General features: G+C 59.7%; 24 protein-coding genes. 22 read left to right on the top strand and 2 right to left on the bottom strand.

Annotated features, from left to right (window positions below; genetic code table 11):
• Positions 1-133 precede the first annotated feature (133 nt).
• Entirely contained in the window at positions 134-952 is an 819-nt protein-coding gene (gene suhB / locus ACM6IQ_RS17810; RefSeq protein ID WP_123582276.1) for an inositol-phosphate phosphatase, read from the bottom strand.
• 146 nt (positions 953-1,098) lie between these two features.
• Here suhB and trmJ point away from each other — a divergent pair, with 146 nt between their 5' ends.
• From trmJ to ACM6IQ_RS17920, 22 genes are all read left to right on the top strand, one after another.
• A complete protein-coding gene (trmJ, locus tag ACM6IQ_RS17815; RefSeq protein ID WP_008025492.1) occupies positions 1,099-1,869 on the top strand; it encodes a tRNA (cytosine(32)/uridine(32)-2'-O)-methyltransferase TrmJ in 771 nt (256 codons plus the stop codon).
• A 2-nt stretch (positions 1,870-1,871) separates the two neighbouring features.
• The gene (gene cysE / locus ACM6IQ_RS17820) at positions 1,872-2,648 is read left to right on the top strand and encodes a serine O-acetyltransferase (protein ID WP_031319081.1); all 777 of its coding nucleotides are present in this window, start codon (positions 1,872-1,874) and stop codon (positions 2,646-2,648) included.
• 255 nt (positions 2,649-2,903) lie between these two features.
• On the top strand, positions 2,904-3,395 hold the full coding sequence (gene iscR, locus ACM6IQ_RS17825; protein WP_007903581.1) for a Fe-S cluster assembly transcriptional regulator IscR: 492 nt from the start codon (positions 2,904-2,906) through the stop codon (positions 3,393-3,395).
• A 50-nt stretch (positions 3,396-3,445) separates the two neighbouring features.
• Positions 3,446-4,660 (top strand): IscS subfamily cysteine desulfurase, encoded by a 1,215-nt coding sequence (locus ACM6IQ_RS17830; protein ID WP_017340318.1) that lies wholly within the window; start codon positions 3,446-3,448, stop codon positions 4,658-4,660.
• An 85-nt stretch (positions 4,661-4,745) separates the two neighbouring features.
• Entirely contained in the window at positions 4,746-5,132 is a 387-nt protein-coding gene (gene iscU, locus ACM6IQ_RS17835; RefSeq protein ID WP_003443374.1) for a Fe-S cluster assembly scaffold IscU, read from the top strand.
• Between the two features lie 27 nt (positions 5,133-5,159).
• Entirely contained in the window at positions 5,160-5,483 is a 324-nt protein-coding gene (iscA, locus tag ACM6IQ_RS17840; protein WP_007903589.1) for an iron-sulfur cluster assembly protein IscA, read from the top strand.
• An 8-nt stretch (positions 5,484-5,491) separates the two neighbouring features.
• Complete coding sequence (gene hscB / locus ACM6IQ_RS17845; protein ID WP_017340317.1) at positions 5,492-6,013, top strand: co-chaperone HscB; 522 nt, start codon at positions 5,492-5,494, stop codon at positions 6,011-6,013.
• Between the two features lie 51 nt (positions 6,014-6,064).
• Entirely contained in the window at positions 6,065-7,930 is a 1,866-nt protein-coding gene (gene hscA, locus ACM6IQ_RS17850; RefSeq protein ID WP_017340316.1) for a Fe-S protein assembly chaperone HscA, read from the top strand.
• The gene (fdx, locus tag ACM6IQ_RS17855) at positions 7,930-8,271 is read left to right on the top strand and encodes an ISC system 2Fe-2S type ferredoxin (protein ID WP_123719422.1); all 342 of its coding nucleotides are present in this window, start codon (positions 7,930-7,932) and stop codon (positions 8,269-8,271) included. Before hscA ends, fdx begins: the two co-directional genes overlap by 1 nt.
• A 14-nt stretch (positions 8,272-8,285) precedes the next feature.
• Positions 8,286-8,486 carry a Fe-S cluster assembly protein IscX gene (gene iscX / locus ACM6IQ_RS17860; RefSeq protein ID WP_017340315.1) on the top strand — a complete coding sequence of 67 codons (201 nt, stop codon included), beginning with the start codon at positions 8,286-8,288 and terminating at the stop codon, positions 8,484-8,486.
• Positions 8,487-8,578: 92 nt separating this feature from the next.
• Positions 8,579-9,004 (top strand): nucleoside-diphosphate kinase, encoded by a 426-nt coding sequence (gene ndk, locus ACM6IQ_RS17865; RefSeq protein ID WP_007916882.1) that lies wholly within the window; start codon positions 8,579-8,581, stop codon positions 9,002-9,004.
• 28 nt (positions 9,005-9,032) lie between these two features.
• On the top strand, positions 9,033-10,175 hold the full coding sequence (gene rlmN / locus ACM6IQ_RS17870; RefSeq protein ID WP_017340314.1) for a 23S rRNA (adenine(2503)-C(2))-methyltransferase RlmN: 1,143 nt from the start codon (positions 9,033-9,035) through the stop codon (positions 10,173-10,175).
• 17 nt (positions 10,176-10,192) lie between these two features.
• Complete coding sequence (gene pilW / locus ACM6IQ_RS17875) at positions 10,193-10,951, top strand: type IV pilus biogenesis/stability protein PilW (RefSeq protein ID WP_017340313.1); 759 nt, start codon at positions 10,193-10,195, stop codon at positions 10,949-10,951.
• Positions 10,951-11,985, top strand: a complete 1,035-nt coding sequence (locus tag ACM6IQ_RS17880; RefSeq protein ID WP_414879452.1) for a RodZ domain-containing protein — start codon at positions 10,951-10,953, stop codon at positions 11,983-11,985. Before pilW ends, ACM6IQ_RS17880 begins: the two co-directional genes overlap by 1 nt.
• Before the next feature lie 3 nt (positions 11,986-11,988).
• Positions 11,989-13,098, top strand: a complete 1,110-nt coding sequence (gene ispG, locus ACM6IQ_RS17885; RefSeq protein ID WP_007903603.1) for a flavodoxin-dependent (E)-4-hydroxy-3-methylbut-2-enyl-diphosphate synthase — start codon at positions 11,989-11,991, stop codon at positions 13,096-13,098.
• Between the two features lie 37 nt (positions 13,099-13,135).
• A complete protein-coding gene (gene hisS, locus ACM6IQ_RS17890) occupies positions 13,136-14,425 on the top strand; it encodes a histidine--tRNA ligase (RefSeq protein WP_414879453.1) in 1,290 nt (429 codons plus the stop codon).
• A gap of 40 nt (positions 14,426-14,465) precedes the next feature.
• Positions 14,466-15,107, top strand: a complete 642-nt coding sequence (locus ACM6IQ_RS17895; RefSeq protein ID WP_017340311.1) for a tetratricopeptide repeat protein — start codon at positions 14,466-14,468, stop codon at positions 15,105-15,107.
• A complete protein-coding gene (gene bamB / locus ACM6IQ_RS17900) occupies positions 15,100-16,251 on the top strand; it encodes an outer membrane protein assembly factor BamB (protein ID WP_017340310.1) in 1,152 nt (383 codons plus the stop codon). Before ACM6IQ_RS17895 ends, bamB begins: the two co-directional genes overlap by 8 nt.
• A 135-nt stretch (positions 16,252-16,386) precedes the next feature.
• Positions 16,387-17,856: a ribosome biogenesis GTPase Der gene (gene der, locus ACM6IQ_RS17905; protein ID WP_017340309.1), complete on the top strand. Its 1,470-nt coding sequence runs from the start codon at positions 16,387-16,389 to the stop codon at positions 17,854-17,856.
• 292 nt (positions 17,857-18,148) lie between these two features.
• Complete coding sequence (locus ACM6IQ_RS17910) at positions 18,149-19,297, top strand: pyridoxal phosphate-dependent aminotransferase (RefSeq protein WP_414879454.1); 1,149 nt, start codon at positions 18,149-18,151, stop codon at positions 19,295-19,297.
• Positions 19,285-20,076 carry an amidohydrolase gene (locus ACM6IQ_RS17915; RefSeq protein WP_414879455.1) on the top strand — a complete coding sequence of 264 codons (792 nt, stop codon included), beginning with the start codon at positions 19,285-19,287 and terminating at the stop codon, positions 20,074-20,076. Before ACM6IQ_RS17910 ends, ACM6IQ_RS17915 begins: the two co-directional genes overlap by 13 nt.
• 79 nt (positions 20,077-20,155) lie before the next feature.
• On the top strand, positions 20,156-20,548 hold the full coding sequence (locus ACM6IQ_RS17920) for a hypothetical protein (RefSeq protein WP_414879456.1): 393 nt from the start codon (positions 20,156-20,158) through the stop codon (positions 20,546-20,548).
• 133 nt (positions 20,549-20,681) lie between these two features.
• On the opposite strand, the gene leuA is transcribed toward ACM6IQ_RS17920, so the two are convergent.
• Positions 20,682-22,361, bottom strand: coding sequence for a 2-isopropylmalate synthase (gene leuA / locus ACM6IQ_RS17925; RefSeq protein WP_017340305.1), 1,680 nt, complete (start codon positions 22,359-22,361; stop codon positions 20,682-20,684).
• Between the last annotated feature and the right edge of the window lie 80 nt (positions 22,362-22,441).

A 22,441-nucleotide genomic window follows, 5' to 3' on the forward strand; every position in this document is an offset into this window, starting at 1 on the left:
GCCTCCATCAATGTTGAATGTGGCTCAGCCATCGCGAGCAGGCTCGCTCCCACATTTGGTTTGCGGTGTTCTTGAGGTTGGATTCCAGGCATAAAAAAAGCACCCCGAAGGGTGCTTTTTTGTGGCCGGTCGCTTAGCGCTTCAGCGAGGCCGGCAGGTGCGGCTGGATCGCCGTCAGCACTGCCTTGAAGCATTTGGTGTTACCTGCAACGATGTGGCCTTTCTCAAGGAAATCGTGACCGCCGGTGAAGTCGCTCACCAAACCGCCGGCTTCCTGGATCAGCAGGGCGCCTGCAGCCATGTCCCACTCGGACAGGCCCGACTCCCAGAATGCATCGAAACGGCCCGCTGCCACGTAAGCCAGGTCCAGGCTCGCCGCGCCGGCACGGCGGATGCCGGCGGTCTGGCCAACCAGGGCGCGGAACATGCCCAGGTAGTTGTCGAGGTTGTCCATCTGGTCGTCGCGGAACGGGAAGCCGGTACCCAGCAGGGCGCCGTCGAGGCTGGTGCGACCGCTGACGCGCAGGCGACGACCGTTCAGTTGAGCGCCGCGACCACGGCTGGCGGTGAATTCTTCCTGGCGAACCGGGTCCAGGACAACAGCGTGTTCCAGGCGACCGCGGTATTTGCAGGCGATGCTGACAGCGAAGTGAGGAATGCCGCGCAGGAAGTTGGTGGTGCCGTCCAGCGGATCGATGATCCACAGGTATTCTTCGCCTTCGATCCCGGTGCCGGCGTGCATGCCGGTTTCTTCACCCATGATCGAGTGGTTCGGGTAGGCCTTGCGCAGCGCGTCGATGATTTTCTGTTCAGCGGCGCGGTCCACCTCGGATACATAATCCTTGGCGTCTTTTTCGTCGACCTTGATGGTATCCAGGCGCTCGATGGAGCGGAAGATCAATTCACTGGCGCTGCGGGCGGCGCGCAGCGCGATATTCAGCATGGGCTGCATGGATGTGTCACCTAAGGTTGTTAAAGAAAGCCGGGCATTCTATCAGAACTTTTCTACAGGTGAAGGTCGGTGTTCGCTTTCGTAGCTTAACGGTAGTCGGCGCTGTAAGATTCGGCTCCCCTTTATTGTGTTCGAGAACGCCTCCCGTGCTGCAAAATATTCGTGTCGTCCTGGTCAATACCAGCCACCCCGGCAATATCGGAGGGGCTGCGCGCGCCATGAAGAACATGGGCCTGTCGCGGCTGGTGCTGGTCGAACCACGGCTGTTCCCGCACCACGAGGCGGATGCCCGTGCCTCCGGCGCCGGGGACATCCTTGAAAACGCGCAAGTCGTCGCCACCTTGGAAGATGCGTTGGTTGGCTGCAATCTGGTGCTCGGTACCAGCGCCCGTGACCGACGCATTCCCTGGCCGCTGCTCGATCCACGCGAATGCGGGACGAAAGTGGTCGAGGAGGCGGGGCAGGGCGCCGAAATCGCTTTGGTCTTTGGTCGTGAAGATTCCGGCCTGACCAATGAAGAGCTGCAGCGATGTCATTATCACGTGCACATCCCATCAGACCCTGAGTTCAGCTCGCTGAACCTTGGGGCAGCGGTGCAGGTGTTGAGTTATGAAGTGCGTATGTCCTGGCTCGCGGCCCAAGGCCAGCCGAGCAAGGTCGAGAAGGAAGAAGTGGCCTCCGTCAAAAGCGCTGAGCTGGCGACCATGGATGAGCTGGAGCGATTCTATGAACACCTGGAGCAAACCCTGGTGGCCATCGAATTCCTCGATCCGGAAAAGCCACGGCACTTGATGGCGCGCCTGCGTCGGTTGTACGGACGAAGCTCGGTCAGCCGGGCGGAAATGAATATATTGCGTGGCATCCTCACGGAAACCCAGAAAGCGGCCCGTGGCGAGCTTCTAAAGCGGAAGGATTAATGATGTTCGAGCGTTTGCGTGAAGATATCCAGAGTGTTTTCCATCGTGACCCGGCGGCGCGTAACGCTTTTGAAGTCCTGACTTGCTACCCGGGCATGCACGCCATCTGGATCCATCGTTTGTCCTCGATGTTGTGGCGGGCGGACTTGAAATGGCTGGCGCGGCTGGTGTCGAACTTCGGTCGCTGGTTGACCGGGATCGAGATTCATCCGGGGGCCAAGGTGGGGCGTCGTTTCTTTATTGACCATGGCATGGGCATTGTCATCGGTGAGACTGCCGAGATCGGCAATGACGTCACCCTTTATCAGGGTGTGACGCTCGGTGGCACCAGCTGGAATAAAGGCAAGCGCCACCCGACGCTGGAAGATGGCGTTGTGGTGGGGGCGGGTGCCAAGGTGCTCGGCCCGTTCACCGTCGGAGCCGGGGCCAAGGTCGGTTCCAATGCTGTGGTGACCAAGGCTGTGCCGGCCGGTGCGACAGTGGTCGGTATTCCGGGGCGGATCATCGTCAAGTCCGATGAAGAGCAGGACGCCAAGCGCAAGGCCATGGCCGAGAAGATCGGCTTTGACGCTTACGGTGTCGGCGAAGACATGCCGGACCCGGTGGCTCGCGCCATCAATCAGTTGCTCGATCACTTGCAGGCGGTTGATGGGCGTCTGGAGGGGATGTGCGGGGCGCTGAAGGACCTGGGCAGTAATTATTGTGCGAAAGATCTGCCTGAGCTGCGCGAAGAAGACTTTGCGTGTGTGAAGGACAAGGATCAGAGCCAGGCCAGCTGATTCTCCGTAGGAGCTGCCGAAGGCTGCGATCTGTTGATCTTGAAAAACAAAAGATCGCAGCCCCCGGCAGCTCCTGCAGGGGGTCGTATTCAGAAAGGTGCAGTACGCCGGCCGGTGTGCCATTAAGCCGCGGACCCTGCTATGATGCTGCCGCTCTTTTGCGGGTAAACCTGACTAAAGTACTAGGTCTTATAGTTGACTTAAATACTCGGGAATTGCATACTCGCCCCATTCCGAACTCCGTGGTAATTGTCCATGCGACTGACTACAAAAGGCCGATACGCCGTGACCGCCATGCTCGATCTGGCGTTGCACGCGCAGCACGGGCCGGTGTCCCTGGCTGATATCTCCGAGCGCCAAGGCATCTCCCTGTCCTACCTCGAACAGCTGTTCGCCAAATTGCGCCGCAGCAATCTGGTGTCCAGCGTCCGCGGTCCCGGCGGCGGCTATCAGCTGTCCCGCGACATGCAGGGCATCCAGGTCGCCCAGGTGATCGATGCGGTAAACGAATCGGTCGATGCGACCAAGTGCCAGGGCCAGGGCGATTGCCATCAAGGCGACACCTGCCTGACTCACCACTTGTGGTGCGACCTGAGCCTGCAGATTCACGAGTTTCTGAGCGGTATCAGCTTGGCTGATCTTGTCACTCGCCGTGAGGTACAAGAAGTAGCCCAGCGTCAGGACCAGCGCCGTTGCAACAGCAAGGCGCCACGCCTGGACAAGATTGAAGCGTCCGCCGTCGAATGACAGCCAAAGAGCTAGCGGCACGCCAGCCAGCCTGATTTAGGAGATAGTCCATGAAATTGCCGATTTACCTTGATTACTCTGCGACCACCCCGGTTGATCCGCGTGTTGCGCAAAAAATGAGTGAATGCCTGCTGGTCGACGGAAACTTCGGTAACCCGGCGTCCCGTTCCCACGTGTTCGGCTGGAAAGCTGAAGAGTCCGTCGAAAACGCTCGTCGTCAGGTCGCAGACCTGGTCAACGCCGACCCGCGTGAAATCGTCTGGACCTCCGGCGCCACCGAGTCCGACAACCTGGCAATCAAGGGTGCGGCGCATTTCTATGCGACCAAAGGCAAACACCTGATCACCACCAAGATTGAGCACAAGGCTGTCCTCGACACCATGCGCCAACTGGAGCGTGAAGGCTTCGAAGTGACCTACCTCGAGCCGCAGACCGATGGCCTGATTACGCCAGCGATGATCGAAGCAGCGCTGCGTGACGACACCATCCTGGTTTCGGTCATGCACGTGAACAACGAAATCGGCACCATCAACGACATCGCAGCCATCGGCGAACTGACCCGCTCCAAGGGCATCCTGTTCCACGTCGATGCCGCTCAGTCCACTGGCAAGGTCGAGATCGACCTGCAGAAACTGAAAGTCGACATGATGTCGTTCTCCGCCCACAAGACCTACGGCCCTAAAGGCATCGGCGCGCTGTACGTCAGCCGCAAGCCGCGTGTGCGCATCGAAGCGACCATGCACGGCGGCGGTCACGAGCGCGGCATGCGTTCCGGCACCCTGGCGACCCACCAGATCGTCGGCATGGGCGAAGCCTTCCGCGTAGCCAAGGAAGACATGGCTGCCGAGAACGTACGCATCAAAGCCCTGAGCGACCGTTTCTTCAAGCAGGTCGAAGACCTGGAAGAGCTGTACGTCAACGGCAGCATGACCGCCCGCGTTCCGCACAACCTGAACCTGAGCTTCAACTACGTTGAAGGCGAGTCGCTGATCATGGCGCTCAAGGATCTGGCAGTTTCGTCCGGTTCGGCCTGCACCTCGGCTTCGCTGGAGCCTTCGTACGTACTGCGCGCCCTGGGCCGCAACGACGAACTGGCACACAGCTCGATCCGCTTCACCTTCGGTCGTTTCACTACCGAAGAAGAAATCGACTACGCCGCGCAGAAAGTCTGCGAGGCCGTTACCAAGCTGCGCGCTCTGTCGCCGCTGTGGGACATGTACAAAGACGGTGTCGACATTTCGAAAATCGAGTGGGCGGCACACTGATTTCAAGTCGCCGCAAACCGGCCCTGTCGAACCCCGGTTCCCAGGGCCTCAAGAGCGACTCTCTGATGAGTGAGGATTAAGAATCATGGCTTACAGCGAAAAGGTCATCGACCACTACGAAAACCCGCGTAACGTCGGCAAGATGGACGCCGAAGACCCGGATGTCGGCACCGGCATGGTCGGCGCCCCGGCGTGCGGCGACGTAATGCGCCTGCAGATCAAGGTCAACGAGCAAGGCATCATCGAAGACGCCAAGTTCAAGACCTACGGTTGCGGTTCGGCTATCGCCTCCAGCTCCCTGGCGACCGAGTGGATGAAAGGCAAGACTCTGGATGAAGCAGAGACCATCAAGAACACTCAACTGGCCGAAGAGCTGGCCCTGCCGCCAGTGAAAATTCACTGCTCCGTACTTGCTGAAGACGCTATCAAAGCGGCCGTTCGCGACTACAAGCAGAAGAAAGGCTTGATCTGATTTTTGGCGACGAGTAAGGAGTCACCGATGGCTATCAGCATGACAGAAGCGGCTGCTCAACACGTGCGACGCTCCCTCAACGGGCGCGGCAAAGGTGAAGGGATTCGTCTGGGTGTTCGCACCACGGGCTGTTCCGGCCTTGCCTATGTGCTGGAGTTTGTCGACGAGGTGGTTGCAGAGGATCAGGTGTTCGAAAGTCACGGCGAAAAAGTGATCATCGACCCGAAAAGCCTGGCCTACCTGGACGGCACCGAGCTCGATTTCGTCAAGGAAGGGTTGAACGAAGGCTTCAAGTTCAACAACCCCAACGTACGCGGTGAATGTGGCTGCGGCGAAAGCTTCAATATCTGAGGCTTCTTGTGGGTACTCCTTGTCATTTCGCTTTATTCGAGCTGCAACCGAGTTTCGATCTGGACCTCGAGCAGCTGGCTACGCGCTACCGTGAGTTGGCGCGCAGTGTTCATCCGGACCGTTTTGCGGACGCTTCCGAGCGCGAGCAACGGCTGGCGCTAGAGCAATCCGCGAGCCTCAACGAGGCCTACCAGACGCTCAAAAGCCCCCCGAAGCGCGCGCGATACCTGCTCGCCCTGAATGGTGGCGAGCTGCCGCTGGAGGTCACGGTGCATGATCCGGCGTTTCTCCTGCAGCAGATGGAGCTGCGTGAAGAGCTCGAAGACCTGCAAGACAGTGCCGACATGGCCGGTATTGCAGCGTTCAAGCGTCGCCTGAAAACCGCTCAGGAAGAACTGAACCAAAGCTTCGCAGCCTGTTGGAATGACGCAGCGCAACGTGAGCAGGCCGAACGCCTGATGCGGCGCATGCAGTTCCTCGACAAGCTCACCTACGAAGTGCGCCAGTTAGAAGAGCGCCTCGACGATTAACCCAGTGCCGCTCCGGTCGCACGCCTGATATACAGATAAGTCCTGATCACGATGGCCCTACTGCAGATCGCCGAACCCGGCCAAAGTCCTCAACCGCACCAGCGTCGTCTGGCTGTGGGGATCGACTTGGGCACTACCAATTCGCTGGTCGCTGCATTGCGCAGTGGTCTTTCCGAGCCCCTGGCCGACGCTGACGGGCAAGTCATCCTGCCGTCTGCCGTGCGCTATCACGCCGATCGCGTCGAAGTGGGCGAGTCCGCCAAGCTGGCTGCCGCTACCGATCCGTTGAACACCGTGCTGTCGGTCAAGCGCTTGATGGGTCGTGGTCTGTCCGACGTCAAGCAATTGGGCGATCAACTGCCGTACCGCTTTGTCGGCGGCGAATCGCACATGCCGTTCATCGACACCATCCAGGGGCCGAAAAGCCCGGTCGAAGTCTCCGCCGATATCCTCAAGGTGCTGCGTCAGCGCGCTGAAGCGACCTTGGGTGGCGAGCTGGTCGGTGCGGTGATCACCGTCCCGGCCTATTTCGACGATGCCCAGCGTCAAGCCACCAAGGATGCGGCCAAGCTGGCCGGCCTGAACGTGCTGCGTTTGCTCAATGAGCCGACCGCTGCGGCGGTGGCCTACGGTCTGGATCAGCATGCTGAAGGCCTGGTCGCGATTTATGACCTGGGCGGCGGTACTTTCGATATTTCGATTCTGCGCCTGACCGGCGGTGTGTTCGAAGTGCTGGCCACCGGCGGCGACAGTGCCCTGGGCGGCGATGACTTTGACCACGCGATCGCTGGCTGGATCATCGAGAGCGCCGGTTTGTCCGCCGACCTCGACCCGGGTGCACAGCGCAACCTGCTGCAAACCGCTTGCGCGGCCAAAGAAGCGCTGACCAATGCTGCTGCCGTAGAAGTCGCTTATGGCGACTGGAAAGCCGAACTGACCCGCGAAGCCTTTAATGCGCTGATCGAGCCGATGGTCGCTCGCAGCCTGAAAGCCTGCCGCCGTGCAGTGCGTGATTCCGGCATCGAGCTGGAAGAAGTGCACGCTGTGGTCATGGTCGGCGGTTCGACCCGCGTACCTCGCGTTCGCGAGGCGGTCGCTGAAGCCTTTGGTCGCCAGCCGCTGACTGAAATCGATCCGGATCAAGTGGTGGCCATCGGTGCCGCGATCCAGGCCGATACGCTGGCCGGTAACAAACGCGATGGTGGCGAACTGTTGTTGCTTGACGTGATTCCGTTGTCCCTGGGGCTGGAAACCATGGGCGGCCTGATGGAGAAGGTGATTCCGCGCAACACCACCATCCCCGTCGCTCGTGCCCAGGACTTCACCACGTACAAAGATGGCCAGTCGGCCATGGCGATTCACGTATTGCAGGGCGAGCGCGAGCTGATCAGTGATTGCCGCTCCCTGGCGCGCTTCGAATTGCGCGGTATTCCGGCGATGGTGGCCGGTGCGGCGAAGATTCGCGTGACCTTCCAGGTCGATGCCGACGGTCTGCTCAGCGTGTCGGCCCGTGAATTGGGTTCGGGCGTTGAAGCCAGCATTCAGGTCAAGCCGTCCTACGGCCTGACCGACGGCGAAATCGCCAAGATGCTCAAGGATTCGTTCCAGCACGCCAATGACGACAAGGTCGCTCGCGTATTGCGGGAGCAGCAGGTTGATGCCCAGCGACTGATCGAAGCGGTGCAAGCCGCCCTCGAGGCTGACGGCGAGCGTTTGCTCGACGCCGAAGAGCGCATGGTCATCGAGCTGCAGATGCAGGAGCTGACCGAACTGATGAAAGGTACCGATGGTTACGCCATCGAGCAGCAGACCAAGCGTCTGTCGCAAGTGACCGATGCCTTTGCTGCCCGCCGCCTGGACTCGACGGTGAAAGCCGCGCTGGCGGGGCGCAACCTGAATGAAATCGAGGATAACTGATGCCGCAGGTCATTTTTCTGCCCCACGAGAAGTTCTGCCCGGAAGGCATGGTTGTCGAGGCTGAGCCCGGCATCTCCATTCTCGAGCTGGCCCATGAACACCACATCGAGATGGAAAGTGCCTGCGGTGGCGTCTGCGCCTGCACCACTTGTCACTGCATCATCCGCGAAGGTTTTGACTCGCTGGAAGAGGCTGATGAGCTGGAAGAAGACTTTCTTGATCGGGCCTGGGGTCTGGAAGCGCATTCGCGTCTAGGCTGTCAGGCGATCGTCGGGACTGAAGACCTGACTGTCGAAATTCCGAAATACTCGCTCAACCATGCCGCCGAAGCGCCGCACTGATTCAAGGAACTGTCATGAGTCTGAAATGGGTTGATGTGCTGGAAATCGCGATCCAGCTGGCTGAATCCAAGCCGGAAGTGGACCCGCGTTATGTGAACTTCGTCGATCTGCACAAATGGGTGCTGGCATTGCCGGAGTTCAGTGATGATCCGACACGCGGTGGCGAGAAGGTGCTTGAAGCCATTCAGGCCGCCTGGATCGAAGAAGCAGACTGAGTCTGCACCGTACGCAGTTAGGCAATACCCAAGAACCCGCGTATAATTCGCGGGTTTAATTTTTCACAAATTACCGTTTCTGGAGTTACACCATGGCTGTTCAACGTACTTTCTCCATCATCAAGCCTGACGCTGTTGCAAAAAACGTCATCGGCGAGATCACCACTCGTTTCGAAAAAGCAGGCCTGCGCGTTGTAGCTTCGAAACTGAAGCAACTGTCCAAAGCCGAAGCTGAAGGCTTCTACGCTGAGCACAGCGCTCGCGGTTTCTTCGGCGACCTGGTTGCTTTCATGATCTCCGGCCCGGTTGTCGTTCAGGTTCTGGAAGGCGAAAACGCTATCGCTCTGAACCGTGAGCTGATGGGCGCTACCAACCCTAAAGAAGCTGCTGCCGGCACCATCCGTGCTGACTTCGCTGATTCCATCGATGCCAACGCTGTACACGGCTCGGACTCCGAAGCCGCTGCTGCTCGCGAAATCTCGTACTTCTTCGCAGCTACTGAAGTAACCACTCGCTAAGCATTGGCTTAAGAGTGAAGGTGAATCCATGACTACATCGACTGTAAAAACCAACCTGCTGGGTCTGACTCAACAGGAAATGGAAAAATTCTTCGACTCGATCGGGGAGAAGCGTTTCCGTGCCGGTCAGGTAATGAAATGGATTCACCACCTTGGCGTCGATGATTTCGACGCCATGACGAACGTCAGCAAGGCCTTGCGCGACAAGCTCAAGGCTATTGCCGAAGTTCGCGGTCCTGAAGTCGTCAGCGAGGACATTTCGACCGACGGCACCCGTAAGTGGGTGGTGCGCGTGGCGTCCGGCAGCTGCGTCGAGACCGTTTACATTCCCCAGGGCAAACGCGGCACGTTGTGCGTTTCGTCCCAGGCAGGCTGTGCCCTGGATTGCAGCTTCTGCTCCACCGGCAAGCAAGGTTTCAACAGCAACCTCACCGCCGCCGAAGTCATCGGCCAGGTGTGGATTGCCAATAAATCGTTCGGCAGCATCCCGGCGACCGCCGACCGTGCCATCACCAACGTGGTGATGATGGGCATGGGCGAGCCGCTGCTGAACTTCGACAACGTCGTTGCGGCCATGCATCTGATGATGGACGACCTGGGCTACGGCATTTCCAAGCGCCGCGTGACCCTGTCGACCTCCGGCGTGGTGCCGATGATCGATGAGCTGTCCAAGCACATCGACGTCTCCCTGGCGTTGTCCCTGCACGCACCGAACGACGCATTGCGTAACCAATTGGTGCCGATCAACAAGAAATATCCGCTTAAGATGCTCCTCGAGTCGTGCCAGCGCTACATGTCGTCCCTGGGCGAAAAACGCGTGCTGACCATCGAGTACACCTTGCTCAAGGACATCAATGACAAGGTCGAGCACGCGGTCGAGATGATCGAGCTGCTCAAGAACATCCCGTGCAAGATCAACCTGATTCCGTTCAACCCGTTCCCGCATTCCGGTTATGAACGCCCGAGCAACAACGCGATTCGCCGGTTCCAGGATCAGCTTCACCATGCAGGTTTCAATGTCACCGTACGCACTACCCGCGGTGAAGACATCGATGCCGCGTGTGGCCAATTGGTAGGGCAGGTGCTGGATCGCACCCGTCGCAGCGAACGTTATATTGCCGTGCGCGAGTTGAGCGCCGACAGCGATATGGCGCAAAACGCCGCGAAATAACTCAAGAGAGGATCTCTATGTCCCTGCGCTTCGCGCTGCTTGTGCTGTTGGCCAGTCTTTGTACTGGTTGCGTCCTGTCGGGCGATTTCAACCCGATGAAGACCAGCAAGGGCCGCGACGAAGCGCGTGTCGCCTATGTGCAACTGGGCCTGGGCTACTTGCAGCAGGGCATGACCGAACGCGCCAAGGTCCCACTGAAAAAGGCCTTGGAGCTGGACAGCTCGGACCCTGACGCCAACGCCGCTTTGGGTCTGGTGTTTCAGGCCGAGATGGAGCCGGAGCTGGCGGACGAGCATTTTCGCAAGGCGCTGTCCTCCCGTTCTGGCGATGCACGCATCCTGAATAATTACGGCAGTTTTCTTTTCGAGCAGAAACGTTACAAAGAGGCTTACGAGCGCTTCGAACAGGCCGCCGCCGATACCCTGTATCCTGAGCGTTCAAGGGTGTTCGAGAACCTGGGCATGACCGCTTCCAAGCTTGGCCAGCGTGATCTGGCCCGGCAGCAACTGGAAAAAGCCCTGCGTTTGAACCGCCAACAGCCACGTGCATTGCTGGAAATGGCTGAGTTGTCTTACGAAGACAGGCATTATGTGCCCGCGCGTGACTATTACGACCGTTTTAGCCTGCTCACCGAGCAAAATGCACGTAGTCTATTGCTCGGCGTTCGGCTGGCAAAAGTGTTCGAAGATCGCGACAAGGCCGCCAGTTTTGGCCTGCAACTAAAACGACTCTATCCCGGTACGCCGGAATATCAGCAATACCTGTCGGAGCAATGATGAAAGCGGCGCATCCCGAAGTTGTAGCAGCGAATCGCGTTAACCCCGGTGAGACTTTGCGCCAGGCCCGCGAAAGCAATGGCTGGTCGCTGGCCGAAGTGGCCCTCAAGCTCAACCTCACCGTCAATTCCCTGAGCAATCTTGAAGCCGGCGCTTTCGACAAGCTGCCTGGGCATACCTTTGCCCGCGGTTATATTCGCGCCTATGCCAAATTGCTGGGCATGGACCAGACCGTTCTGGTTCAGCAGTTCGACCAATCCACCGGCACCGACTCCCAGGGCAGCAACGTCCATAGCCTGGGCCGCATCGAAGAACCCGTCCGCGTTTCCCACACCATTTTGCGAATCGTCAGCCTGTTGCTGCTGATTGCGGTGATCGGTGGTGGTTTTGTCTGGTGGCAGGATCAGACCTCCTTGCGCAGCAAAGAGCAGGTCAGCCTGAGCCCGGAACACGTTGAAGTCGAAGGCGCCGACGGCACCACCCAGATCCATCCGCTGGACGAGCCGGAAGACCAGGCTGTCGTGGAAGGTCAGGCGCAAGGCACGACGTCGCTGGCATTGCCGCAAGTCGAGAATTCCACTGAAGCAACAGCCGAACCTGAAGCCACTGCGCCAGCAACTGCTCCAACCGCACCGGTTGCCCCGGCCCCCGCTGCACCGGCGCACAGCACCGCGCCGGTTGTCTCGACGCCGGTAGCGCCAGCTCCGACGGCACCTGTGGTATCGACCCCGCCTGCGAGCGCTTCTGTCACGCCGACCATTCCCGCTCCTGCGGCGGCTGCTCCAGCTGCCGGCCAGGGTCAGGTTCAACTGCAATTCACTGCCGATTGCTGGACCCAGGTTACCGACGGCACTGGCAAAGTGCTGCTCAGTGGTCTCAAGCGTAAAGGCGAAAACGTTACCGTCAGCGGCAAGCCGCCGTTTGCCGTGCGCCTGGGCTTCGCCCGTGGCGCGCAGGTCAGCTACAACGGGCAGGTGGTCGATGTCGCTCCGTTCACCAGTGGCGAGACTGCTCGCCTGAAGTTGGGTCAATAAGTCATGCACGGCGAATCTCCAATCAAGCGTCGCGAATCCCGGAAAATCTGGGTCGGTAACGTGCCTGTTGGCGGCGATGCGCCCATCGCTGTGCAGAGCATGACCAACAGCGACACCAATGACGTCGCCGCCACCGTGGCCCAGATCAATCGTCTGGAAGCCGCTGGTGTCGATATCGTGCGGGTTTCCGTGCCGGACATGGACGCCGCCGAAGCCTTCGGCAAGATCAAGCAACTGGTCAAAGTGCCGCTGGTGGCCGACATTCACTTCGACTACAAGATCGCGCTGCGCGTCGCCGAACTGGGCGTTGACTGCTTGCGGATCAACCCGGGCAACATCGGTCGTGAAGACCGCGTGCGTGCGGTGGTCGATGCCGCCCGTGACCGCGGGATTCCGATCCGCATCGGCGTCAACGCCGGTTCCCTGGAAAAAGACCTGCAAAAGAAATACGGCGAGCCGACCCCGGCCGCGCTGGTCGAGTCCGCCCTGCGCCACGTCGAACACCTTGAACGCTTGAACTTCCAGGACTTCAAGGTCAGCGTGAAAGCCTCCGACGTGTTCATGGCCGTCGCCGCTTACCGCTTGCTGGCCAAGGAAATCGTCCAGCCGCTGCACCTGGGCATCACCGAAGCCGGTGGTTTGCGTTCCGGCACGGTGAAATCTGCCGTGGGCCTCGGTATGCTGCTCGCCGAAGGGATTGGCGATACTATCCGCATCTCGTTGGCGGCCGACCCGGTCGAGGAAGTGAAAGTCGGCTACGACATTCTCAAATCCCTGCACCTGCGTTCCCGTGGCATCAACTTCATCGCCTGCCCGAGCTGCTCGCGGCAGAACTTCGATGTGGTCAAAACCATGAACGAGCTGGAAGGGCGCCTCGAAGACTTGCTGGTGCCGCTGGATGTCGCGGTCATCGGATGCGTGGTCAACGGGCCGGGCGAAGCCAAGGAAGCCCATATCGGCTTGACCGGCGGCACGCCAAACCTGATTTACATCGACGGCAAGCCGTCGCAGAAACTGACGAATGACAATCTGGTGGATGAGCTCGAACGCTTGATCCGCCAGAAAGCGGCCGAAAAGGTCGAAGCCGACGCTGCCGTTATTGCGCGTGGCTGAGCCTGACTAAAGAGCCGGACAAATTTAAGGATTGATAGTGAGCAAGTCTCTGCAAGCCATACGTGGCATGAACGACATCCTGCCCGAACAGACTCCCCTGTGGCGTCATTTCGAGGGCGCCGTTTCGCGTCTGCTGGATAACTACGGTTACAAGCAGATCCGCATGCCGATCGTCGAGTTCACCGAGCTGTTCAAGCGCTCGATCGGCGAAGTGACGGACATCGTCGAAAAAGAGATGTACACCTTCGAAGACCGCAACGGCGATTCGCTGACCCTGCGTCCCGAAGGCACGGCGGCCTGCGTGCGTGCGGTGCTCGAGCACGGCATCACCGGGGGGGGGCAGGTGCAGAAACTCTGGTACATCGGCCCGATGTTCCGCCACGAACGTCCGCAGAAAGGCCGTTATCGCCAGTTCCACCAGATCGGTGTCGAGGTGTTCAACCTCGACGGTCCGGACATCGACGCCGAGCTGATCGTGCTGACCTGGCGCCTGTGGGGCGAGCTGGGCATCCGTGATGCGGTCAAGCTCGAGCTCAACAGCTTGGGCACCAGTGAATCCCGCGGTCGTTATCGCGAAGCGCTGGTCGAGTTCCTGTCCGCTCACCTGGACAAGCTCGACGAAGACAGTCAGCGCCGTCTGAAGACCAACCCGCTGCGGGTTCTGGACACCAAGAACGCCGACACTCAAGCGATCCTGGTCGACGCGCCGAAAATGGCCGACTACCTCGACGACGAATCCCGCGTGCACTTCGAGGGCCTCAAGTCTCGCCTGGACGCCGCCGGCATTCCTTATGTGATCAACCCGAAGCTGGTTCGCGGGCTGGATTACTACAGCAAGACCGTTTTCGAATGGGTCACCGACAAGTTGGGCGCTCAAGGCACCGTGTGTGCCGGCGGTCGTTACGACGGTCTGGTGGAGCAGATGGGCGGCAAGCCGACCCCGGGCGTTGGTTTCGCCATGGGCATCGAGCGCCTCGTGCTGCTGCTGGAAACCCTGGAGCAGATCCCGGAAGAGATCTCCCGTCAGGTCGACGTCTATCTTTGCGCATTCGGCGAGGCTGCCGAGTTGGCTGCGCTGACGTTGAGCGAAAAGGTTCGCGATCAATTGCCCAACCTGCGCCTGCAGATCAATGCCGGCGCCGGCAGCTTCAAAAGCCAGTTCAAGAAGGCCGACAAGAGCGGTGCGCTGTACGCGCTGATCCTCGGTGACGACGAAATGGCCCAGCAAGTGGTAGGTTTCAAACCCCTGCGTGGCCAGGGCGAACAACAAAGCATTGCCTGGGATGCGCTTGCTGCACACCTGGCCACCTGCGTCGTGCAGGGTTGAAGCTGTCAAACAGCCGATTTAGCGATTAAGGAGTATTGGGGTGTCGAGTACCGAAGACGAACAGCTGGCGGATTTTAAGGACTGGTGGTCACGCAACGGCAAGCCCCTGGTCACTGGCGGCCTGTTGGCGCTGGTCATCGTGTTCGGCTGGCAGGCCTATCACAAGTATCAGAGCAATCAGTCGCAAAGCGCCTCGATTCTCTATCAGCAATTGCTCGAAACCACGCTGACGCCTGACGGCAAGCCTGACGCCGCCCGTGTTTCGGACCTGGCCGGCAAGCTTAACAGCGAGTTCGGCGGCACCGCCTACGCGCAGTACGGCAGCCTGTTCGTGGCGAAAGTCGCGGTCGACAGCGGCAAGCTGGACGACGCTGCCACCGAGCTGAAAGCCATCGTTGCCAAACCGGCCAACCCGGCACTGGGTGAAATCGCCCGTCAGCGCCTGGCGCAGGTACTGGCCGCGCAGAACAAGGCCGATGAAGCCCTGAAACTGCTCGAAGGCGATGCCGATAAAGCATTCCTCGCCACTCGCGAAGAACTCAAGGGCGACCTGCTGGTGCAGTTGGGTCGTACCGATGAAGCGAACGCTGCGTATCAAAAAGCCAAGGCGGCACTGTCGGATGAAGCGGCAGTCGGTGGCCTACAAATCAAGCTGGACGATCTGGCCAAAGGGGATGCGTGACGTGATCCGTTGGAAACATGCAGCATTGCTGGCTCTGGCCGTATTGGCCGCGGGTTGCAGCAGCAACAGCAAAAAAGAATTGCCGCCTGCCGAGCTGGTCGACTTCAAAGAAGAAGTGGTCCTGCAAAAGCAGTGGAGTCGTTCGATCGGTGACGGTCAGGGCGAAACCTACAACATGCTGGTTCCGGCGATCGATGGCGATACCATCTATGCCGCCGACGTCACCGGCGTGGTGATGGCGATGGATCGCAGCAATGGCGACGTCAAATGGAAGAAAGACCTCGAACTGCCTGTTTCCGGCGCCGTTGGCGTGGGTTACGGCTTGCTCGTGATCGGTACGACCAAGGGCGAAATCGTTGCCATGGACGCTACCAACGGTGAAGAGAAATGGCGCGCTCGCGTGTCCAGCGAAGTCCTCGCACCGCCGGCCAACAACGGTGACGTGGTGGTGGTCCAGACTCAGGACGACCGTCTGATCGGTCTGGATGCCGCTACCGGCAACCAGCGCTGGTTGTATGACAGCACGCCTGCCGTCCTGACCCTGCGTGGCACCAGTGCGCCGATCGTCACCAACCGCCTCGCGGTGGCTGGTTTGTCGACCGGTAAAGTGGTCGCGCTCGATATCTCCAACGGCGTGCCGGTGTGGGAACAGCGGGTAGCGATTCCACAAGGTCGTTCGGAGCTGGAGCGTGTTGTCGATATCGACGGTGGCTTGCTGCTGTCCGGCGGTACGCTGTATGTCGCCAGTTATCAGGGTCGCGTTGCGGCACTGGACCTGGAAAGCGGGCGTCAACTCTGGCAGCGTGATGCTTCCAGCTACGCCGGCGTGGCCCAGGGTTTCGGCACTGTTTATGTGAGCCTGTCTTCGGGCACCGTTGAAGGCGTCGACGAGCGTTCCACCACGGCTTTGTGGAGCAACGATTCGCTGGCTCGCCGTCAACTGTCGGCTCCGGAAGTGTTCTCCAGCTATGTTGCGGTCGGTGACATGGAAGGCTACGTGCACCTGCTGAGCCAGGTGGACGGTCGCTTTGTCGGCCGCGAGCGCATCGACAGCGACGGCCTGCGTGCCCGTCCGCTGGTGGTGGGTGACACGATTTATCTGTATGGCAACAGCGGCAAACTGGAAGCCCTGACCATCAAGTAAAGACTATGCTTGGGGTTTAACCCCCAAGCGGCCCCGTTCTGCGGGGCTCGCAGCGTTTTCAAACGCTGCCCCGAGCACCAGCCGCTGCCTCGCAGCGGCTTTTGTATTTTCTGAAATAACGAAGTGGAGAGCCGCATGGTTCCCGTAATCGCCCTGGTGGGCCGACCGAACGTCGGCAAGTCCACCTTGTTCAACCGCCTGACCAGGACTCGCGACGCCATCGTCGGCGACTTGTCCGGTCTGACCCGTGATCGCCAATACGGTGAGGCCAAGTGGCAAGGGCGTTCCTACATTCTGGTCGACACCGGCGGTATCTCCGGTGACGAGCACGGTATGGACGAAAAAATGGCCGAGCAGTCGCTGCTGGCCATTGAAGAAGCCGATGTCGTTCTGTTCCTGGTAGATGCCAAGGCCGGTTTCACCGCCGCCGACCAGATGATCGCCGAGCATTTGCGCAAACGTAACAAGCGTTCCTACGTGGTTGCCAACAAGGTCGACAATATCGACCCTGAAATGGCCCGCGCCGAATTCGCTCCGTTGGGCATGGGCCACGCGATCCCGATCGCCGGTGCTCATGGTCGTGGCATCACCCAGATGCTGGAAATCGCCCTGAGCGATTTCCCGAAAGACGAAGAAGAACCGGAAGACGGCGAAGAAGAGATCGTTGCCGAAGGCGAGGAAGCCAAGCGCATTCCTGGCCCGAGCGAAAAAGACGGGATCAAGATCGCCATCATCGGCCGCCCGAACGTCGGCAAGTCGACCCTGGTCAACCGCATGCTCGGTGAAGACCGGGTGATCGTGTATGACCAGCCCGGCACCACCCGCGACAGTATCTACATCCCGTTCGAACGTAACGACGAGAAGTACACGCTGATCGACACCGCCGGTGTGCGCAAGCGCGGCAAGATCCACGAAGAAGTCGAAAAATTCTCCGTGGTCAAAACCCTGCAGGCGATCAAAGACGCCAACGTCGTGATCTTCGTGATGGACGCCCGCGAAGGCGTGGTGGACCACGACCTGAACCTGCTGGGCTTTGCCATCGAATCGGGTCGTGCGCTGGTGATCGCGATCAACAAGTGGGACGGCATGACGCCGAGCGAGCGTGACTTCGTGAAGGTCGAGCTGCAACGTCGACTGTTCTTCGTTGACTACGCCGACATCCACTTCATCTCGGCCCTGCACGGCACTGGCGTGGGCAACCTCTACGCTTCCGTACAGAACTCGTTCAAGTCCGCGGTCACCCGCTGGCCGACCAACCGCCTGACCCAGATCCTGGAAGATGCGGTCGGTGAGCACGCGCCACCGATGGTCAACAACCGCCGGATCAAGCTGCGTTACGCCCACTTGGGTGGCGCGAACCCGCCGATCATCGTGATTCACGGTAACCAGATCGAGAAGGTGCCGAAGTCTTACGTTCGTTATCTGGAAAACACTTACCGTCGTGTTTTGAAGCTGGTCGGTACGCCGATCCGCATCGAGTTCAAGGGCGGCGAGAACCCGTACGAAGGCAACAAGAACTCGCTGACAGACCGCCAGGTCAACAAGAAGCGTCGCTTGATGTCGCACCACAAGAAGGCCGACAAGAAGCGCCGCGACAAGCGTTGATTTGCAGCCTTGCACTATCTTGTGTGTAGGGCTGTTGTGGCGAGGGGATTTATCCCCGTTCGGCTACGAAGTAGTCGTTAACCCAGCGCCGCGGTTTATCTGACAAACCGCAGTGAATGGTTTTGGGGCGGCTACGCCACCTAACGGGGATAAATCCCCTCGCCACAGGTAATGCGGTGATGTTGAGAAAGAAGGGTGCCGTTTGGCGCCCTTTTTTTATGGGCGCCGTTTGGGCTATCCTCGGGCTCTCCCGCGCCGCCGTTAGAGCCGGGTGTAGAGCAGGGAATCACCGATGATCACCAGTAAGCTGCCGAATGTCGGCATCACTATCTTCACGCAGATGTCTCAGCTCGCGGCGCAAACCGGGGCGATCAACCTGTCCCAGGGTTTTCCCGATTTCGATGCACCCAAGGGCCTGTGCGATGCGGTCGGTCGGCATGTTGCCAATGGCCATAACCAGTATTCGCCGATGACCGGCCTGCCGGCGCTGCGTCAGCAAGTGACAGCGAAAATCGCTCGCAGCTATGGCGTCAATGTCGATGCCGACAACGAAGTGACCATCACGCCCGGCGCCACCCAGGCGATCTTCTGCGCGATTCAGGCGGTGATCCACAGCGGCGACGAAGTGATCGTGTTCGATCCGTGCTACGACAGTTACGAGCCGTCGGTGGAGCTGGCCGGTGGTCGTTGCGTGCATGTGCAGCTCGGGCTGAATGATTTCTCCATCGACTTCCAGAAACTGGCCGAGGCCATTACGCCGCGCACGCGGATGATTGTGCTGAACGCTCCGCACAACCCGAGTGGCGCACTGATCAGCCGTGCCGAACTGGATCAGTTGGCGGATCTGATTCGTGATCGCGACATCTACCTCGTCAGCGACGAAGTTTATGAACACCTGGTGTTCGACGGTGTACCTCACGTCAGCGTGCTGAACCACGAAGAGCTGTATCAGCGAGCCTTTGTGGTCAGCTCGTTCGGCAAGACCTATCACGTCACCGGCTGGAAAACCGGCTACGTGGTTGCACCGCCGGCCCTCACAGCGGAACTGCGCAAGGTGCACCAGTACGTCAGTTTCTGCGGCGTGACCCCGCTGCAATTTGCCTTGGCCGATTTCATGGCCGAGCACCCGGAGCATGTCGAAGAGCTGCCGGCTTTTTATCAGGCCAAGCGCGACCTGTTCTGCGACTTGCTGACGCCATCGCGCTTCAGTTTTACCCGCGTGACCGGCACCTATTTCCAGTTGGTCGATTACTCGCAGATCCGCCCGGACCTCAACGACGTCGAGATGGCGCTGTGGATGACCCGCGAACACGGTGTGGCGAGCATCCCGATCTCGGTGTTCTACCAGACGCCACCCGAAGGCCAGCGCCTGGTGCGTCTGTGCTTTGCCAAGCGTGAGGAGACCCTGCGTGAAGCAGCGGAAAAATTATGCGTGATCTGAGTGCACTGCCGAATCTGAACATTGCGCTGGTCCAGACGACCCTGGCCTGGCATGACCGCCAGGCCAACCTGGAGCATTTCGAACAACTGCTGGAACAGGCTCGCGGTGCTGACCTGATCATCCTGCCGGAGATGTTCACCACCGGTTTCTCCATGGAATCCGAGACGCTCGCCGAGCCGGAAAACGGTCCTGCGAGCAAATGGTTGAGCGCCCAGGCTGCGCAACTCGATGCGGTGATCACCGGCAGCGTCATCATTCAGGCCGCTGATGGCAGTCATCGCAATCGCCTGTTGTGGGCACGGCCGGACGGTGAAGTCTGGCACTACGACAAGCGTCACCTGTTCCGCATGGCGGGCGAGCACAATCACTACACGCCGGGCGAGCGCCAGGTGCAGTTCGAACTCAAAGGCTGGCGTGTGCGGCCGCTGATTTGCTACGACTTGCGCTTTCCGGTGTGGAGCCGCGATGCCCAGGACACCGACCTGTTGCTGTACACCGCGAATTGGCCGGGCGCGCGGCGTCAGCACTGGAACCGTTTGTTGCCGGCACGGGCGATCGAAAACCTTTGCTATGTGGCCGCAGTGAATCGCATCGGGACTGACGGAAAAGGCTTCGCGTATACCGGTGACAGTCAGGTGCTCGATTTCCAGGGCGAGACGTTGCTCAGTGCCGGCGAAGCCGATGGCGTGTTTCAAGTGGTTCTGAATGCCGCCGACCTTCAGGCTTATCGCACGCGCTTTCCGGCGAATCTGGATGCTGACACGTTTGAGTTCACCTGATCGGATAGGTCTTGATGATTTATGAGTGCAGATTTTTCCAGCCTGGCCGATAGCAAGGTCAACCAAGGAGGAGTGACCCATGATCAACGTGAGCACCATCACTATTAACGCGTACGCTGTGTCGTCGCCGAACGTCGCGACCGGTCAACCTGACGAACGCAAGCTGGTCCCGGTTGAAGACGCGACTGGCGAGGATGGCAAGCTGCGCGTCAACAGTGCCGGAGCCAACATTGATTCGGTCGGCAGCGCCAGCGACCCGGTTACCGCGTTGAAAAAGCAGATCGAAGAAATGCAAAAATTGCTGGCCGAACAGCAAGCTCAACTGGCGAGTGCGCAGAAGAGTCAGGACAACGAGCAGGAGGCGCAGCAGGTGATGGAAATCCAGAACCAGATCGCCGTGACCAGCAGCAACTTGCAGGTGCTGCAGGCGGCGTTGTTGCAGGCGATGTTTAGCGTTGATACTCATGCCTGACATTGTTGTTGCCTGAGCGGGCCCCATCGCGGGCTTGCTCGCGAAGAGGCCATAACAGGCAACACAAAAACAGCAGGCAAACAAAAAGGCCCCGAGGTTTACACCCCGGGGCCTTTTGCATTTCAGCGAATGCTTACGCCGCTTTCGCTTCCGGCTGGCTCAACGAGCGGTTCAGCGCGCTGAACAGGGCCTTGAAGCTGGCGGTGGTGATGTTTTCATCGATGCCGACGCCATGCACGGCACGTTCACCGTTCACGCGCAGCTCGATGTAGGCCGCTGCCTTGGCGTTGGTGCCCGCGCCGATCGCGTGTTCGTTGTAGTCCATGATTTCCACCGGAATCGGCAGGCCGGCCACCAGCGCTTCCAGCGCGCCGTTGCCCTTGCCGCGCCAGTGCAGGTTGGTTTCGCCCTGGCCTTTGCCGGAAACTTCCACTTCCACGGCGCTGTGACCGTTTTCTTCCTGCAGGCGATGGCTGACCAGCGCGTACGGGGTATTGGCCTGCAAGTACTCGCTGTGCAGCAACGCGTGGATTTGCTGGGCGGTCATTTCGAGACCCAGGCGATCGGTTTCGCGCTGCACGACCTGACTGAACTCGATCTGCATGCGACGCGGCAAGCTGATGCCGTATTCCTGTTCCAGCAGGTAAGCGATACCGCCCTTGCCCGACTGGCTGTTGACGCGGATCACTGCCTCGTAGCTGCGGCCGATGTCGGCCGGGTCGATCGGCAAGTATGGCACTTCCCACAGGGCGTCCGGTTTCTGCTGGGCGAAGCCCTTGCGGATGGCGTCCTGGTGGGAGCCGGAGAACGCGGTGTGAACCAGGTCGCCGACGTACGGGTGGCGCGGATGCACCTGGATCTGGTTGCACTCTTCGACGACTTTGCGCACGCCGTCGATGTCGGAGAAGTCCAGCTCAGGGTGAATGCCCTGGGTGTACAGGTTCAATGCCACGGTCACGAGATCGACGTTGCCGGTACGCTCGCCGTTGCCGAACAGGCAGCCTTCGACACGATCCGCGCCAGCCATCAGGCCCAGCTCGGTGGCGGCCACGCCAGTGCCACGGTCGTTGTGGGTGTGCAGGCTGATGATCACGCTGTCACGACGGTTGATATGACGGCCGAACCACTCGATCTGGTCGGCGTAGATGTTCGGGGTCGCGCATTCGACGGTGGCTGGCAGGTTGAGGATCACCTTGTGCTCAGGCGTCGGGTTCCAGACGTCGATCACCGCGTCGCAGACTTCCTTGGCGAACTCCAGTTCGGTGGCGCTGAAGGTTTCCGGCGAGTATTCGAAAGTCCACTGCGTGTCCGGCTGAAGGGCGGCGTATTTGACGAACAGCTTGGCAGCGTTGACCGCGATGGCCTTGATCCCGTCCTTGTCCTGGTTGAAGACAATGCGGCGGAAGGAAGGGGAGGTCGCGTTGTACAGGTGAACGATGGCTTTCTTCGCTCCACGGAGGGATTCGAAGGTGCGCTCGATCAGGTCTTCACGGCCCTGGGTCAGCACCTGAATGGTGGTGTCGTCCGGGATGTGGTTGCCTTCGATCAGGGTGCGCACGAAGTCGAAGTCGGTTTGCGACGCCGCCGGGAAGGACGCTTCGATTTCTTTCACGCCGACCTGCACCAGGGTTTTCCAGAAACGCAGCTTCTTGACCGCGTCCATTGGCTCGATCAGCGACTGGTTGCCGTCGCGAAGGTCGGAGCTGCACCAGATCGGCGCGGCGGTAATGGTCTTCGACGGCCAGGTGCGGTCCGGAATGTCGATGGTCGGGAACGCGCGGTATTTCGAAGACGGGTCTTTGAGCATGCTCATCGGGAAATCCTTATTGTGTGGGCCGAAAAAAGGCGGCCTGCCGGTGGATCAAATGTTCTTGGGGAAAAGCGTAAGACGAG

This window comes from Pseudomonas sp. IT-P100 (assembly GCF_949767185.1).
In the GTDB taxonomy this organism is placed as follows: Bacteria; Pseudomonadota; Gammaproteobacteria; order Pseudomonadales; family Pseudomonadaceae; genus Aquipseudomonas; species Aquipseudomonas fluorescens_B.

What these genes read in the sequence shown, in the direction of transcription:
- suhB (WP_123582276.1), bottom strand. Translation starts at nt 952, where the DNA reads ATGCAGCCCATGCTGAATATCGCGCTGCGCGCCGCCCGCAGCGCCAGT.
- cysE (WP_031319081.1), top strand. Translation starts at nt 1,872, where the DNA reads ATGTTCGAGCGTTTGCGTGAAGATATCCAGAGTGTTTTCCATCGTGAC.
- iscR (WP_007903581.1), top strand. Translation starts at nt 2,904, where the DNA reads ATGCGACTGACTACAAAAGGCCGATACGCCGTGACCGCCATGCTCGAT.
- ACM6IQ_RS17830 (WP_017340318.1), top strand. Translation starts at nt 3,446, where the DNA reads ATGAAATTGCCGATTTACCTTGATTACTCTGCGACCACCCCGGTTGAT.
- iscU (WP_003443374.1), top strand. Translation starts at nt 4,746, where the DNA reads ATGGCTTACAGCGAAAAGGTCATCGACCACTACGAAAACCCGCGTAAC.
- iscA (WP_007903589.1), top strand. Translation starts at nt 5,160, where the DNA reads ATGGCTATCAGCATGACAGAAGCGGCTGCTCAACACGTGCGACGCTCC.
- hscA (WP_017340316.1), top strand. Translation starts at nt 6,065, where the DNA reads ATGGCCCTACTGCAGATCGCCGAACCCGGCCAAAGTCCTCAACCGCAC.
- fdx (WP_123719422.1), top strand. Translation starts at nt 7,930, where the DNA reads ATGCCGCAGGTCATTTTTCTGCCCCACGAGAAGTTCTGCCCGGAAGGC.
- iscX (WP_017340315.1), top strand. Translation starts at nt 8,286, where the DNA reads ATGAGTCTGAAATGGGTTGATGTGCTGGAAATCGCGATCCAGCTGGCT.
- ndk (WP_007916882.1), top strand. Translation starts at nt 8,579, where the DNA reads ATGGCTGTTCAACGTACTTTCTCCATCATCAAGCCTGACGCTGTTGCA.
- rlmN (WP_017340314.1), top strand. Translation starts at nt 9,033, where the DNA reads ATGACTACATCGACTGTAAAAACCAACCTGCTGGGTCTGACTCAACAG.
- pilW (WP_017340313.1), top strand. Translation starts at nt 10,193, where the DNA reads ATGTCCCTGCGCTTCGCGCTGCTTGTGCTGTTGGCCAGTCTTTGTACT.
- ACM6IQ_RS17880 (WP_414879452.1), top strand. Translation starts at nt 10,951, where the DNA reads ATGAAAGCGGCGCATCCCGAAGTTGTAGCAGCGAATCGCGTTAACCCC.
- ispG (WP_007903603.1), top strand. Translation starts at nt 11,989, where the DNA reads ATGCACGGCGAATCTCCAATCAAGCGTCGCGAATCCCGGAAAATCTGG.
- bamB (WP_017340310.1), top strand. Translation starts at nt 15,100, where the DNA reads ATGCGTGACGTGATCCGTTGGAAACATGCAGCATTGCTGGCTCTGGCC.
- der (WP_017340309.1), top strand. Translation starts at nt 16,387, where the DNA reads ATGGTTCCCGTAATCGCCCTGGTGGGCCGACCGAACGTCGGCAAGTCC.
- ACM6IQ_RS17910 (WP_414879454.1), top strand. Translation starts at nt 18,149, where the DNA reads ATGATCACCAGTAAGCTGCCGAATGTCGGCATCACTATCTTCACGCAG.
- ACM6IQ_RS17915 (WP_414879455.1), top strand. Translation starts at nt 19,285, where the DNA reads ATGCGTGATCTGAGTGCACTGCCGAATCTGAACATTGCGCTGGTCCAG.
- ACM6IQ_RS17920 (WP_414879456.1), top strand. Translation starts at nt 20,156, where the DNA reads ATGATCAACGTGAGCACCATCACTATTAACGCGTACGCTGTGTCGTCG.
- leuA (WP_017340305.1), bottom strand. Translation starts at nt 22,361, where the DNA reads ATGAGCATGCTCAAAGACCCGTCTTCGAAATACCGCGCGTTCCCGACC.